The following is a 13,336-nucleotide window of genomic DNA, read 5'->3' as shown; positions in this document are numbered from 1 at the left end:
AAACGCCGATCAACTGATCGGCGTTTGTCTATTCCGTACGGCAATCTGCAACCGGCGTTACAGATATTGCCCGACGATGGAGCAGATCCTCGACGTCACGGGCGATATGGTCGGGTTGGTGTTCCCAGCGCTCCGGGGTCGCGCGGCTATAGGCGACAGCCACCGAGATCACACGGCTCTGCTCGCCAAGCGCCCCTTGCAAATGACGAGCAAACTGCACATCCGCTTCATGATCACCGATATAGATGAGCGACGGACACCTGGATGGGCCGAAGATAGACTCCAGACATTTGAGGCCGCCGAAAGGGTGTTTTTTGCTACTGTGCGGGCACGTCATCGTAGCCAGCCACGGCCTTGAACTGGCTGTTCACACCATGCAGTTCAAGCACACGGAGAAGGGTTTTTAGGCGTTTTTCGAACAAATGCCATGGGAAATGGCAGAGAAATGGTCAATCACCACCTCCAGCTCCTAAAAAATGCACCTAAGTCCCTGTCTCTCCTGATGTTTGGCTCACAGACTGCCAGCCTGCACCATCTCGTCCCGCGACAAACCGTAGTAATCCCTATAGAGATCCTGCCAGTTCTTGGCGGCGTGATTGGCATGGTGATACTCCGCTTCGCTGCGCAGATAACGAGGTAACTGATCGCCGGTCAGATGGGGGGCGACCTCAGCCAGGATCTGCTTGGCGATATCGATATTCTGCGGCACCGAATTGACCAGGGTGCCGTCATAATTCCATAAAATCGCCCCCAACTTAATTGCCTTACCTGTATCGCTGCGTGGCTATAAGTCATGCGATGTTACTTGGCTTGCGTCCCCCGCCAAACCGTTGCGATGGAAGATGTGTAGATGCCCCTGCTAGGCGCAGAACAGTTAATGAGCAACAACACAATAAAATGAGCAGCCTCTGCCATACTCAGACGATGCATTCCGTTATGGCAAAACCGGAGCCTGATCATGGTAACCAACACACCTCACACTACAGATACCGAAGTTGAATTTACCGACAACGTCCAGTTGGTATCGACCACCGATCTCAAAGGGGACATCACCTACGCCAATCCGGCGTTTTGTCAGGTGGCAGGCTATCGCCTTGAAGAGATGCTGGGACAACATCACAACCTGGTACGCCACCCAGACATGCCCAAGGCGGCATTCGCCGATCTCTGGGCCCATCTAAAAGCGGGCAAGCCGTGGCGGGGCATAGTCAAAAACCGCTGCAAGGATGGTAGCTATTACTGGGTTGATGCCTATGTCACCCCGATCTATGAAGATGGCAAGATGGTGGGTTACCAATCCGTTCGTTGCCGACCCTCCGCAGAGCACAAAGCGCGTGCCAACAAGATGTACAAAACCCTTAAGGCACGCGAAACCGGCTCCGCCATTCACATGGGGCAGCGCCTGCTCACTCCGGCCATCATGACCATCCCCCTGCTGCTGCTCAGCGTGATCAGCGCGCTCTGGCTGCTCACACCACTGCAGGCGCTCTGGATCATCATTCCCCTATTGGCCACCCTCTGGTTCAACCGTAATGCGCTCTTCCTCACACCGCGATTCTTGCAACAGCTTGAGCAGGACTACGACAGCATCAGCCGCCTGATCTTCTCGGGGGATGCCCCCCACAGCATTGCCGATTTCCATATCAAGCTCTGGCAAGCCAGAATCCGTACCGTGCTGGGAAGAGTCGATGACACCACACTCTCGCTCAATGCCATGGCCAACAATTTGAGTGGTTCGGCCGCACTGGCCAGCAGGGATATCTCCTCACAGGATATGCAAATTCAGCAAGTCGCCACCGCAGTTACCCAGATGGCATCAGCTGCCGAAGAGATCAGCCGCAATATTCAGGACAGCAACCAGCAGATCGAAGAGGCGCGCAACCATTGCATCACCACCAGCAATCAGCTTTCCGATGCGGGAGAAGAGATGTCGGCACTGGCTACCCAGGCAGAGCAGGCCTTCCAGTCAGCCGTCGAGCTGGCAAGCGAGTCCGAACGGATCGGCAGCATCATGAGTGAAATTCGCGGGATTGCGGATCAAACCAACCTGCTGGCACTCAATGCCTCCATTGAAGCAGCGCGGGCGGGCGATCAGGGACGCGGCTTTGCAGTGGTGGCTGACGAGGTACGCAGCCTGTCGACCAGAACCCATAGAGCAACAGAGCAGATCCAGAGCAGCATTGGTCATATCCAGCAAACCCTCGGGGGATGGAAAGAGATGATGCATCTCAATGTGACCAGAACCAATGATTGCCTCGCAACCACTCGGGCAAGCACCGGCAACCTGAATCAGGTCGTGATCGAAATAGACAAGGTCTCTGATTTTTCCAATCAAGTTTCCGCTGCAGCGACCCAGCAGCAAGCGGTGATCGAGGAGATCTGTCGTAATATCAATCAGATATCCTCACTTTCTCACGATAACAGCCTCAAAATCGATCAGGTCAGTAAAACCAGTGCCAACTTGCAGAGCAAAGCGAGCCAGCTCAAGGACCTAAGCCGGACATTCGGATAGCAGCATGCAGATAAAGTCCATGTAAACGAAGGGCCACCCGTCTGGGTGGCCCTGTTGTTTATACGGCTTAACTGTTGCTCCTAAACGCCACTTACTTGGCGTAATCCTCAGTCGGGATACAGGAGCAGAACAGGTTGCGATCGCCGTAGACGTCGTCGATGCGGTTCACAGAGGGCCACAACTTGGCGGCGCGCACGGCGTCGGACGGGAAGACCGCCTCGGCGCGGCTGTAGCCACGGGACCACTCTGCATCCATCACATCATCCTGCGTGTGCGGCGCATGGACCAGCGGGTTGTCGGCGAGGCTCCACTGCCCCTCCTGCACCTTGGCAATCTCGGCGCGGATGGACGTCATCGCCTCGACGAAGCGATCCAGTTCGCGCTTGGATTCCGACTCGGTCGGCTCGACCATCAGGGTGCCCGCTACCGGGAAGCTCATGGTCGGCGCGTGGAAGCCGTAGTCCATCAGCCGCTTGGCCACGTCCATCTCGCTAATGCCGGAAGCTTCTTTGAGCGGGCGGATATCCAGAATGCACTCGTGGGCCACCCGACCGTTGCGGCCAGAGTAGAGCACCGGGAAGGATTCACCCAGCTTCTTGGCCAGATAGTTGGCGTTGAGGATGGCGACCTGAGTGGATCTCTTTAGCCCCTCGTCACCCAGCATGGCGATATACATCCAGCTGATGGGCAGGATGCTGGCCGAACCGAATGGTGCAGCCGACACGGCGCCATTGTCACGGCTCTCCTTGTCGGTCTTGACCACGGCATGACCAGCCACGAACGGTGCCAGATGTTTCTTCACGCCGATGGGGCCCATGCCCGGGCCGCCACCGCCGTGAGGAATGGCGAAGGTCTTGTGCAGGTTGAGGTGAGAGACGTCTGCCCCGATAAAGCCCGGTGCCGTCAATCCAACTTGCGCGTTCATGTTGGCGCCGTCCAGATAGACCTGACCACCGTGCTGGTGAACGATGTCGCACACCTCCTTGATGGTCTCCTCATACACCCCGTGGGTGGAGGGGTAGGTCACCATCAGACAGGAGAGTTGATCCCCCGCCTCGGCCGCCTTGGCGCGCAGGTCGTCGAGATCCACGTTGCCGGACTTGTCACAGGCGGTGACGATCACCTTGAGCCCCGCCATCTGGGCAGAGGCCGGGTTGGTACCGTGGGCAGAAGCTGGGATCAGGCAGATGTCGCGATGCCCCTCGCCGCGGGATTCGTGGTACTTCTTGATGGCGAGCAGACCTGCGTATTCACCCTGCGCACCTGAGTTGGGCTGCATGCAGACCGCATCGTAACCGGTCACTTTCACCAGCCAGTTTTCGAGGTCGGCCAGCAGCAGTTGGTAGCCCTTGGCCTGTGCCAGCGGGGCGAACGGGTGCAACTTGCCGAACTCGGGCCAGGTCACCGGGATCATCTCGGCGGTGGCGTTGAGCTTCATGGTGCAGGAGCCGAGTGAAATCATGGCGTAGTTGAGCGCCAGATCTTTGGCTTCGAGACGGTGGATATAACGCAGCATCTCGGTTTCGGAGTGGTACTTGTTGAACACCTCGTGGGTCAACACGGCATCGGTGCGCAGCAGATCCTGCGGGATGGCGTGATGGGTCTGCGCCGCCTTGTCGAGGGCCTCGATGTCGAGGCCATGGCCTTGGCCGAGGAAGAGATCGAACAGCTCGGCCACATCGCCGCGAGTGGTGGTTTCAGAGAGGGAGATCCCTACCGCACCGTCGAGGTCTGCACGCAGGTTGATGCCATTAGCTTCAGCCTTGGCAATAAGTGCTGCTTTATCTGCCGTCAGCACGGTCAGGGTATCGAACCAGCTGGCATGCTTGAGGGCAACCCCCTTAGCCTTGAGGCCAAGCGCCAGAATGGTAGTGAGACGGTGCACGCGGGAGGCGATGGTTTTCAGTCCTACCGGGCCGTGATAGACGGCGTAGAAGCTCGCCATGTTGGCCAGCAGCACCTGAGCGGTACAGATGTTGGAGTTGGCCTTTTCGCGGCGGATATGCTGCTCGCGGGTCTGCATCGCCATACGCAGCGCGGCCTTGCCACGGGCATCCTTGGAGACGCCGATAATGCGGCCCGGCATCGAACGCTTGTAGGCATCGCGGGTGGCGAAGAAGGCGGCGTGGGGGCCACCGTAACCCATGGGCACACCAAAGCGCTGGGCGGAGCCCAACACCACGTCGGCACCCAGCTCGCCCGGGGATTTGAGCAGCAGCAGGGAGAGCAGATCGGCGCTGACGCAGGCCAGCCCTTTCTGGGCCTGTACCGCGGCGATGAGGGCACGCAGATCTTTCACCTCACCTGTGGTGGTGGGGTACTGGAACAGGGCCCCGAACACCTCTTCGCTCACTGCATCGCTCGCAGCGCCAACCGCCACGTCGAAACCGAAGTGAACCGCGCGCTCCTTGACCACGTCGATCACCTGCGGGTGCACGTCATCGGCAACAAAGAAGAGGTTGGATTTGGACTTGGCCATCCGTTTGGCCAGCGCCATCGCCTCGGCGGCGGCGGTCGCTTCATCCAGCAGGGAGGCGCTTGCCAGATCCATGCCTGTGAGATCCAGCGTCAGCTGCTGGAAGTTGAGCAGGGCTTCGAGACGGCCCTGTGCCAGCTCGGGCTGATAGGGGGTGTAGGCGGTATACCAGCCCGGATTTTCCAGCACATTGCGCAAAATGACGTGGGGCACATGGGTATCGTGATAACCCATGCCGATATAGCTCTTGGCAATCTTGTTCTGGGCGGCATAGCCCTTGAGCTTTGCCAGCGCCTCCACTTCGGTCATGCCGGCACCGATCCCCAGCGGACCCGGCAGGCGAATGGCGGCGGGCACGGTCTGTTCAATCAAATCGTCCAGGCTTTCGGCCCCAACGGTCGCCAGCAGCAGGCGCAGCTCTTCCTCGCATGGGCCGATATGGCGGCGGACAAAATCGGTTTTTTGCTCGAGTTCAAACAGTGACTGGGTCATTTCCCTATTTCCTGATAAATAAGTCCTGGCATGACATCCTGATAACCAAGACCTGATGTTCCTGATCGTCGGCTGATACCGACTCCACTCATGTTCTGGGTCCCGCAGACAGGGCGCGGCACCGGATGCTGCGGCAGCATCGAGAGGGGATCGCCTTGTTGCGAACCGGCCTGTTTGCCCCTAGGCTCCCAGGCTGGCAAACGGCAGGCGCGGACGACTTCACCCTTCCACCGGCCGGTGCTTGCCCGGCTGGCGGTCATACAAAGGGGCCCTGCTGTGTTGGCAGGGCCCGGGGGCATTACTCTTCGTCCACTACGTTCTGGTAGCCTTCGGCATCCAGCAGGTTGGCCAGCTCGCTCTCGTCATCGAGCTTGATGCGGAACAGCCAGCCAGCGCTGTAGGGGTCGGAGTTGACCAGCTCGGGGCTCCCTTCCAGCTCTTCGTTAACGGCAATGATCTCGCCGCTCACCGGGCTGTAGATGTCGGAGGCCGCCTTGACCGACTCGGCCACGGCGCAGTCGTCACCGGCACTGACCTGCTTGCCCACTTCCGGCAGCTCGACAAACACCATGTCACCCAGCAGCTCCTGGGCGTGCTCGGTGATACCGACCACGGCCTCGCCGTTGGCTTCAACACGGATCCACTCGTGGGAAGTGGCATATTTCAGTTCGCTCGGGATATGGCTCATTTGTGCTTCCTTTGATCTTTGAGTCGCGTTTAAAAACGAATATGAAAAGGGATGGGGGGGAGGCACAGCCCTCCCCCAAGACGATGTTAAACCAGCTTCTGGCCGTTACGGACGAAAGCGGGCTTGGTGACCTTCACGGTGACCAGCTTTTTGCGGATCTCCACCTCGGCCAATTCACCGATATCGCGGGGCACCCGTGCCAGGGCAATACTGTAGCCCAGGGTGGGGGAGAATGAGCCGGAGGTGATCACACCTTCCCGCTTCTCACCGTTTGCCGCGGTGAAGGTGACCGGCATACCGGCACGCAGCACCCCTTTCTCTTCCATCACCAGACCCACCAGCTTGGGCTGGTTGCCCGCCGCTTTCTGTGCTTCCAGCACGTCGCGGCCGATGAAGTTGCGATCGCTCGGCTCCCAGGCGATGGTCCAGGCCATGTTGGCGGCCAGCGGAGAGACTGACTCGTCCATATCCTGACCGTAGAGGTTCATCCCCGCTTCGAGGCGCAGGGTATCGCGGGCACCGAGGCCGCAGGGGGCGACGCCGTTATCCAGCAGTGCCTGCCACAGCTCGCAGGCTTTCTCTTGCGGCACCACGATTTCATAACCATCTTCGCCGGTGTAGCCGGTAGTGGCGATAAAGAGATCGCCAGCCTGCACGCCGAAGAAGGGTTTCATCCCCACCACGGCGGTACGCTGAGCGGCGCTCAGCACAGCAGCAGCCTTGACCTTGGCGTTGGGGCCCTGCACCGCAATCATCGCAAGCTCGGGACGCTCGGTCACTGTGATGTCGAAATCGATGGCGTGATGGCGGATCCAGGCCAGATCCTTCTCGCGGGTAGCGGAGTTGACCACCAGCCGGTAGAAGGTATCGGTCAGGTAATAGGTGATGAGGTCATCGATCACGCCGCCTTCCGGATTGAGCATGCCGCTGTAGAGGGCCTTGCCGGGGGCAGTGAGTTTGGCCACATCGTTGGCCAGCAGGTGTTGCAGAAAGGCTTTGACCCGTTCGCCGGTCAAATCGACGATGGTCATGTGGGAGACATCGAACATACCGGCATCGCTGCGCACCGCGTGGTGCTCTTCCAGCTGGGAGCCGTAGTTGATGGGCATTTCCCAACCGTGGAAGTCCACCATCTTGGCGCCGGCTTCCAGGTGTTTGGGATGCAGTACAGTAGTCTGGATCATCGCATTCTTTCCTTAGCAAAAAGCCTTTTCGCTTTGGCGACCACCCTTGCGACCCGCGCCACCGCTCTGACTGCACTTCGTGCAACAAAAAGCGACCGGATCCAAAAGTGTGTGCTCGCTCCTGCCCTTGCCAGGCAAGAGGGATTCCTTGAACGGAGCGGATTATATGACAAGCAGGCGAGCGTGCCGCTCAAAAAAAACTAATCCCCCTCCCGTAAAACTGACTCCAGACACTAAGATAAATGCAGTGATAAAAACAGCCATAAGCCGACTCAGGCGAGATTAAATTTTAATTTTTACCGTTTCGTCACAATTTGCAGAAAAACGTTTCGCTCCAGAGCAAAATTAAAGGCTGACACCCAAAACGGGTCATCAGCCTTGTCGGATTACTTTTGTTGTCAAAAACGGCAAGTAATATTAGTTTTTTTCACCCTTGGCCTGCATGGCACTGCCCTTGGTCGCAGCAACAGCCCAGTCAGGACGGGCCAATGCGGGTAACTCGCCCTCCAGCCCCATGGCGGCGCGGATCACCCCCTCCTTGAAGGGCGTCAGCAGGTTGGCCGCGCGCAATCCCACGCCCCGCACCAGCTTCTTGAGCGGGTTGGCCCCGCTGAACAGCCGCTTGAGCCCTTCCATCGCCGCCAGCATGCGAGCCGCCTCGCTCTTGCGCCAGCGCTCGTAGCTGCGCAGGTTGGCGAGCAGGCCGATATCCTCGCCCGCGGCATGATTTTGCAAGATCTGCTCCGCCAGCGCGGCAGCATCCAGCAGGCCAAGGTTGACCCCCTGCCCCGCCAGGGGGTGGATGGTGTGGGCGGCATCTCCCACCAGCACCAGCCGCTCGCGAGCAAAGTCGCGGGCATAGCGGGCAGTGAGGGGAATGGCGCTGCGCGCCCCCTCCACCTTGCACAGACCGAGCCGGGCATCGAAGGCGGCGGTAAGCTGGCGATTGAACTGCTCGTCATCGCAGGCGCAGAGCGCCTCGGCGCGGGCCGCAGGCAGCGACCAGACGATGGAACAGAGGTTCTCCTGCCACAGCGGCAAAAAGGCGAGCGGGCCATCCGGGGTGAAGATCTGGCGAGCAACAGCTTCATGGGGTTCGGCGCAGCGCACCGTCGCCACCAGCGCGTGGTGGCCATAATCCCAGCTGGTGAGCGGGATATCAGCCTGACGGCGCACCCAGGAGTGGGCGCCATCGGCAGCCACCACCAATTTGGCCGAGATGGCCTGACCATCTTCAAGGAGCAGCAGGGCGCCCGCCGGGCCGCTCTGCAGGCTCTTGGCTCTGGCGGGGGTCAGCAGCTGGATATTGCTGGCACCTTCAATCGCCTCAAGCAGCGCCAGCTGGATCACCCGATTCTCGACGATGTGGCCGAGGTTGGCCTGACGCAGGCTGGCGGCATCAAAGTCGATATGGCCAAAACTGTCCTGCTCCCACACCGCCATCTTGGCGTAGGCCTGCAGGCGGCGCGCTTCAATGCCGTCCCAGGCGCCGACATGACGCAGGATCTGCTGGCTGGCCAGACTCAGGGCGCTGACCCGGTTATCGGCCACCTCCCCCAGCTGCGGGTCGGGCAGTTGCCCCTCCACCACCAGCACCTTGAGGGCGCTATGTTTCAGGGCCGCAGCGAGCCCCAGCCCCACCATGCCGCCACCGACAATCACCACATCCACATTTTGCATCTGCATCATCTCATCCTTTCTGGGCTGACCGGCTGGCCAGCGAGGGGACGCCCGCAGGCATCACCTCTTTATTCAATAGGTTTTGATCAACGAATGGCGGTCACCATCTTCCGGTCAACAGGTTCCACTCAACAAGTGCTGGCTAGTTGCCGCACACATCAGCGACAAAGCCCAGGGTGCGCGAGGCAAGCGGCGCCTTGAGGCACGGGAATCGCCCCATCAGGGTGAGCGCCAGATTGCGCCCCGCCACCAGCGGATCGTGACCATTGGAGAAGAGCTGGGCCAGCGAAGAGGTGAGCCAGACGGTCTGATCCTGATCGCGCTGACGCTGCTGCCAGTAACCGTTCAGCACCTTGAAGCTGCCGATATCCTCCCCCTCTGCCAACGCCTTGGCTACGGCGCCGGTAAGCAGGTCCAGATCCCGCATCCCGAGGTTGAAGCCCTGCCCGGCGATAGGGTGCAGGGCATGAGCAGCATTGCCCACCAGCACGGTACGCTGGGCCAGCGGGTAGTCGCAGGCGGTCAGAATGAGCGGATAGACGTGACGCACGCCACATCGCTCGAAGCGGCCGAGCCGCCAGCCAAAGGCCTGCTGCAGACGAGCAAGAAACGCCACCTCATCGAGGGCCATCAGCTCATCCACCTCATGCTGCCCGACGCTCCATACCAGCGAGGAGAGCCCATCCTGCATCGGCAGCAGGGCCAGCGGCCCCCCTTCGGTAAAACGCTCGAAGGCGCGTCCCTCAGGGTCTTGCGCCGTTTTGACCGTGGCGATGATGGCGTGCTGCTCAAAGTCGTGGCGGGTCACCGGCAACTTGAAGTGCTGACGCACAAAGGAGTTGCCGCCGTCTGCCGCCACCAGCAGGCGGGTCTCAATCTGTTCACCGCTCTCGAGGGTGAGGGTCACCTTCTCCTCATCGGGCACAATCTCGCTCACCCGTGCCGGACAACAGACCCGGATATTGGGAGAGGCCGCCATCGCCCGTTGCAGTTCCTTGCCGGCGGATGCAAGCTCAATCACTTGGCCCAGCGCGGGCAGGTCGTATTCGGCAGCCGACAGGCGAGCCTGACCGAAGTGGCCCCGATCCGAGACATGGATCTGGGTAATGGGGGCGCAATGGGGGGCAAACAGCGGCCAGAGTCCGCGTCGCAACAGCGCATCGCAGGTACCGGCCGAGAGCGCAATGGCGCGTGCGTCGAACCCTGAATGGGTGTGCTGTTTGGGGACGCTTGCCTCCAGCAGCAGGATCTCGAGGGGGGAGCCATCGGATCGAAGCAGGGCTGCCAGCGAGAGGGCCAGCACGGCGCCGCTCATTCCACCGCCGACTAGGGTGACATCGACCTGTCGCACATCAGATTGAGACATAAGCAGAGAGGAAGAAGTGAAAAAGGTGGCCTCATGCTATCACAAAGCCGCAGGCCGAATGCGAGGTCACCGGCAAAAAACCGGTTGTGCCTCACAGGGTTAGCCACAACAGCGCCATAAAAAAGAGCGCCATCAGGCGCTCTTGCAGATTCAGTAAGGGTCGCATTGACCCGCACCTCAATGAAGGGTCGGCGGCGCGCTCGGGGTATCGGGGCGCTTGCCAAACTCTTCGAAGGCCATCATGACCCCCAGCTTGACGTGTTCGTAGAGCACCAGGAAGGAGGCTTCGTTCTCGTCATCTTCCTGATCGAACTCGGCAGAGACCTGAGTGATGCTGGCGATATCCTGGATCATCTCCTGCAGCTCTTCCGACGCGCGGGAGAGCTCCTGCTGCACCACGCCGAAACCGGCCAGAAACGCCTGTGACCAGTCCACCAGCGAATCGATGCGCTCGTCGAGGGGGGCATCATCACTTGGCAGCAGCAGCTCGACGCCTTTCTGGGCCATCAAGCTCTCGACTACATTGTGATAAAGATCGGTCATCACCTGGCGCACCGGGGCCGGCAGGCCGAAACCGTCGTTCACCAGATCGTTGAAATGGGGCACCCAACTCTTGTCGTCCAGTGCCACACCGCCGCACACCAGACCGCAGATCACACCATGGGCCTCTACTGCGCTGGCCATCAGCTCATGTTGTTCCATGATGTCGGCCACTGCCGCATATTTAAGGGGGTTCGTTTTGCTCATCGAGGATCCGCTCAAAGTTCAGTCAAATTTGCAGAATTAATGGTCAGGATCCTAGCATTCTCCCTCTTGCAGAGCCAGCAAGGCCTTGAAACTTATGCATCTGCGCTATATAGTCCCGCCCAGTTGTCCACGTGGATAAAGGCGGAAATCAGCTCCGCCGTATTGAGGAAGGCATGAGCACAGAGGCCGTAGAAATCGTCATTTTGGGACGTCCCTACAAGGTATCCTGTCCCTTGGGACAGCAGGATGCCCTGCGCCAGGCCGCCGAGCAGCTGACCGACAAGTTGATCGACCTGCGTCAACGCTCCAAAGTCTCCAGCAACGAGCAATTGGCTATCATGGCAGCGCTCAATTTCTGTCATGAGCTCTGCCTTGAAAAAGAGAAGAACCACCAATACTCTGAGACCATGGACAAGCGGATCAAGATGCTGCAACGCACCATCGAAGCAGCCCTGATCGAGCACGGACAATATGGTGATTCCAGCGAAGAGGGGCAGCAGCCCTAATCGCAAACCGTTTTAAAATTCCCTGGGATGTTTGTCAGCCGGTTCAAGTCCCCGAGCCGATATTCATACCAAACAGGGGATCTGCCTTCTGGCTATTGCGCATGCTCGGCACGACCGAGAAGCCTGCGGTCAGATCCGATCCCCGCCTTGAACCGACGGTTCAAGGGCCCAAACCGGCAACGGCATCTCGGGGTACCAACAGCAAAAGCCCGTCACCAGCGTGACGGGTTTTTTCTTTTCCGGAATTAACCTCACAACATCGATCACTACATCAAGCTAATGCGATCTCCTAGCCCGTTCTCCGGATAAAACAAAGCCCACCGCTGAGGGTGGGCTTGCTCCAGATGCAAAGAGAGCGGCAGATCAAATTGCCATCTGCTCGTGGGGGGAGCCATGGTGGCGTAACCAGACAAAACTCAGCGCCACGATCAGCACCATCAGGGTCATGATGGCACCCAGAGTCACCTGACCGGTCATCGGGAAACCGGCCGCCAGCAGGGTCACCACACCGGCACCCAGATTCTGCATCCCGCCGAGAATGGCACCCGCGGTACCGGCCTGACCCGGGAAGGGCTCGATGGCACAGGAAGTGGCGGTCGGGTAGAGAATACCGCTACCGATGAAGTAGACAGCCGCACCACCGACCAGCGAGGCGGCACTCACCACCCCGAACAGCCCCGGCACCAGAATGATGAGGGAGCCGAGCGCCAGAAAGGCGATGCCAAGGCGCATCAGCTTGCCCTGGCTCAGGCGAAAGCTCAGCTTGGCAGAAAGCCAGGCCCCGAACAGATAGCCGGGCAGCGGCAGCACGAACAGCACGCTCACGGTGCGGGCGCTCAGTTTCAGCACATCGCCGAGCAGCACACCGGCCGCAGCCTCGAACACTGCCAAACCGGCAAAGGTCGCCATCAGGCAGAGCAGGTTGCCCTGAAACTTGGGGTTGCCCAGCACATGGCGATAGGCAGCACCGACGCGCAGTGGCTGACGGGCAGCAGCAGGCAGGGTCTCGCCAAACCAGGCCATGATCGCCAGGGTGGCTACGGCACCAAAACCGAACAGGAACCAGTAACCGGCGCGCCAGTTGAACAGCTCGGTCAGCCATCCCCCCAGCACCGGTGCCAGCAGCGGGGAGAAGATCACCCCCATGCTCACCAGACTGTTGGCGCGGTTGAGCTCGGCGCCGTTGTAGCGATCGCGCATCACGGTACGGCTCATGGCGCCACCGGCACCGGTACCCAGCCCCTGAATAAAGCTGCCCACCAGCAGGGCGGCAAAATGGGGGATGACCTGAATGATCAGGGTGCCTACCAGAAACACCATCATGCCGACGATCAGCACCGGGCGACGGCCGATGCGATCCGACAACGGCCCGTAGACAAACTGGGAGAGGCCATAGGGGATCAGGTAACAGGCCATCACCGCCTGTAACTGGCCCGAGGCCACATTGAAGTCCCCCGCCATCATGGGAATGGAGGGAACATAAAGGGTCTGGGTCATCTGGCCCACAGCGACCATCAGAATGGTCAATAAAAACAACGGATAAAAACTGTGCCGATCCATATCAGTCCCAAAAAAATCGAAAAAATGCTGCCGCACCTCTGGCACAAAATGGCCCAGAGGAATCTGATCACAGAGGCTGTGATGCAATCAAAAACAGTGTTGGAAACAGTAGGCGGGGAGCCCGC

General features: G+C 59.6%; 11 protein-coding genes and 1 other RNA gene. 3 read left to right on the top strand and 9 right to left on the bottom strand.

Going from position 1 to position 13,336, the window contains the following annotated elements; all coding sequences use genetic code 11:
* Positions 1-28 precede the first annotated feature (28 nt).
* Together G5193_RS00965 and G5193_RS00960 are read right to left on the bottom strand one after the other, a co-directional pair.
* Complete coding sequence (locus G5193_RS00965) at positions 29-220, bottom strand: hypothetical protein (protein WP_421204716.1); 192 nt, start codon at positions 218-220, stop codon at positions 29-31.
* Between the two features lie 291 nt (positions 221-511).
* Complete coding sequence (locus G5193_RS00960) at positions 512-754, bottom strand: HAD family hydrolase (protein WP_216953957.1); 243 nt, start codon at positions 752-754, stop codon at positions 512-514.
* 204 nt (positions 755-958) lie between these two features.
* On the opposite strand from G5193_RS00960, the gene G5193_RS00955 reads away from it, so the two are divergent.
* Positions 959-2,512, top strand: coding sequence for a methyl-accepting chemotaxis protein (locus G5193_RS00955; RefSeq protein ID WP_421204715.1), 1,554 nt, complete (start codon positions 959-961; stop codon positions 2,510-2,512).
* 91 nt (positions 2,513-2,603) lie between these two features.
* Here the strand turns inward: G5193_RS00955 and gcvP are convergent, their stop codons facing one another.
* The 6 genes from gcvP to G5193_RS00925 form a co-directional block, all read right to left on the bottom strand.
* Positions 2,604-5,480 carry an aminomethyl-transferring glycine dehydrogenase gene (gcvP, locus tag G5193_RS00950; RefSeq protein ID WP_421204714.1) on the bottom strand — a complete coding sequence of 959 codons (2,877 nt, stop codon included), beginning with the start codon at positions 5,478-5,480 and terminating at the stop codon, positions 2,604-2,606.
* A 298-nt stretch (positions 5,481-5,778) separates the two neighbouring features.
* On the bottom strand, positions 5,779-6,168 hold the full coding sequence (gcvH, locus tag G5193_RS00945; protein ID WP_005333898.1) for a glycine cleavage system protein GcvH: 390 nt from the start codon (positions 6,166-6,168) through the stop codon (positions 5,779-5,781).
* Between the two features lie 86 nt (positions 6,169-6,254).
* Positions 6,255-7,352 (bottom strand): glycine cleavage system aminomethyltransferase GcvT, encoded by a 1,098-nt coding sequence (gene gcvT / locus G5193_RS00940; protein ID WP_005346577.1) that lies wholly within the window; start codon positions 7,350-7,352, stop codon positions 6,255-6,257.
* Between the two features lie 417 nt (positions 7,353-7,769).
* Positions 7,770-9,038 carry an FAD-dependent 2-octaprenylphenol hydroxylase gene (locus G5193_RS00935; protein ID WP_421204982.1) on the bottom strand — a complete coding sequence of 423 codons (1,269 nt, stop codon included), beginning with the start codon at positions 9,036-9,038 and terminating at the stop codon, positions 7,770-7,772.
* 136 nt (positions 9,039-9,174) lie between these two features.
* The gene (gene ubiH, locus G5193_RS00930; protein ID WP_421204713.1) at positions 9,175-10,398 is read right to left on the bottom strand and encodes a 2-octaprenyl-6-methoxyphenyl hydroxylase; all 1,224 of its coding nucleotides are present in this window, start codon (positions 10,396-10,398) and stop codon (positions 9,175-9,177) included.
* 177 nt (positions 10,399-10,575) lie between these two features.
* Positions 10,576-11,145 carry a UPF0149 family protein gene (locus G5193_RS00925; protein WP_005346580.1) on the bottom strand — a complete coding sequence of 190 codons (570 nt, stop codon included), beginning with the start codon at positions 11,143-11,145 and terminating at the stop codon, positions 10,576-10,578.
* 173 nt (positions 11,146-11,318) lie between these two features.
* Here G5193_RS00925 and zapA point away from each other — a divergent pair, with 173 nt between their 5' ends.
* On the top strand, positions 11,319-11,651 hold the full coding sequence (zapA, locus tag G5193_RS00920; RefSeq protein WP_005333910.1) for a cell division protein ZapA: 333 nt from the start codon (positions 11,319-11,321) through the stop codon (positions 11,649-11,651).
* Positions 11,652-11,667: 16 nt separating this feature from the next.
* A non-coding RNA gene (gene ssrS / locus G5193_RS00915) (6S RNA) lies at positions 11,668-11,849 on the top strand.
* 165 nt (positions 11,850-12,014) lie between these two features.
* On the opposite strand, the gene emrD is transcribed toward ssrS, so the two are convergent.
* Positions 12,015-13,211: a multidrug efflux MFS transporter EmrD gene (emrD, locus tag G5193_RS00910; protein WP_076492248.1), complete on the bottom strand. Its 1,197-nt coding sequence runs from the start codon at positions 13,209-13,211 to the stop codon at positions 12,015-12,017.
* Positions 13,212-13,336: the final 125 nt, after the last annotated feature.

The organism is Aeromonas sp. 601027 (genome assembly GCF_049174455.1).
GTDB lineage: Bacteria > Pseudomonadota > Gammaproteobacteria > Enterobacterales > Aeromonadaceae > Aeromonas > Aeromonas veronii_A.
This window is presented reverse-complemented; position numbering and strand designations above follow the sequence as displayed.

Coding starts and splice junctions, on each gene's coding strand:
- G5193_RS00955 (WP_421204715.1), top strand. CDS start 959: ATGGTAACCAACACACCTCACACTACAGATACCGAAGTTGAATTTACC.
- emrD (WP_076492248.1), bottom strand. CDS start 13,211: ATGGATCGGCACAGTTTTTATCCGTTGTTTTTATTGACCATTCTGATG.
- zapA (WP_005333910.1), top strand. CDS start 11,319: ATGAGCACAGAGGCCGTAGAAATCGTCATTTTGGGACGTCCCTACAAG.
- gcvT (WP_005346577.1), bottom strand. CDS start 7,352: ATGATCCAGACTACTGTACTGCATCCCAAACACCTGGAAGCCGGCGCC.
- gcvH (WP_005333898.1), bottom strand. CDS start 6,168: ATGAGCCATATCCCGAGCGAACTGAAATATGCCACTTCCCACGAGTGG.
- G5193_RS00935 (WP_421204982.1), bottom strand. CDS start 9,038: ATGCAGATGCAAAATGTGGATGTGGTGATTGTCGGTGGCGGCATGGTG.
- gcvP (WP_421204714.1), bottom strand. CDS start 5,480: ATGACCCAGTCACTGTTTGAACTCGAGCAAAAAACCGATTTTGTCCGC.
- ubiH (WP_421204713.1), bottom strand. CDS start 10,398: ATGTCTCAATCTGATGTGCGACAGGTCGATGTCACCCTAGTCGGCGGT.
- G5193_RS00925 (WP_005346580.1), bottom strand. CDS start 11,145: ATGAGCAAAACGAACCCCCTTAAATATGCGGCAGTGGCCGACATCATG.